Source organism: Dryocola clanedunensis, from assembly GCF_038405435.1.
Classification (GTDB): domain Bacteria; phylum Pseudomonadota; class Gammaproteobacteria; order Enterobacterales; family Enterobacteriaceae; genus Dryocola; species Dryocola clanedunensis_A.
This window is the reverse complement of record NZ_JBBYHZ010000120.1, coordinates 1-612: the sequence shown is the minus strand read 5'-3', so window position 1 is coordinate 612 and position 612 is coordinate 1. Positions and strand designations below refer to the sequence as shown.

Annotated in this window: 1 pseudogene; it reads right to left on the bottom strand. The window is 70.9% G+C overall.

The window, feature by feature from the left end:
* Nucleotides 1-556: pseudogene (locus tag AAE045_RS23775) on the bottom strand (hypothetical protein); the annotation flags it as partial.
* Nucleotides 557-612: the final 56 nt, after the last annotated feature.

Sequence of the window (612 nt, the reverse complement as noted above, 5' to 3'; positions counted from 1 at the left end):
GCCAGGCAGGACCGGGGCCGCCTTCTGAAGGCACCGGCACCACGTAAGTGGCTACGCTCGGATCCCTGCCCAGCCGCGCGGCCAGCACCCGCGGGTGCAGTGGCTGCGCGGTGGTGACCCGCAGGCTGCGGGCCAGCACGACCTTTTCCAGCGCACTATCGGCGCGCTGCAGTTCCGTGACGGCGGTGGCGACCGCGCCTGCATAGGCCTGCGCAGGCGGTTCAGCCAGCACGTCACCGACCAGTGTGGGGGTTTCAACGCGGACCACCGCGGGTTGGCCGGACACGTGATCCGGCTGGTACAGCGCATCGGCCTGCTCGGGATCGAACGGCACCGCGCCGACCAGCAGTCGCGGGCCGGAGCGCGGTGCGGCGAAGAAAGCGTCTACACGTTCGGCCAACGAGGCGGTGGGGCCCGACGGCAAACGCGCACGCACGCCCTGCGCTTCGAGTGCCTGCTGCGGGCTGCGCAACAGGAAGTACGGGGTGTCGGCCATGTCGATGGCGGGCGCCTGGGTCAGCTCGTCGGCTGCCTGGTTGATCAGCATCTCGTTCATGCGGCACCCCGCTGGCGGTGGATCGCGGCAGAGACCGCCAGGACCAGCAGCACCGC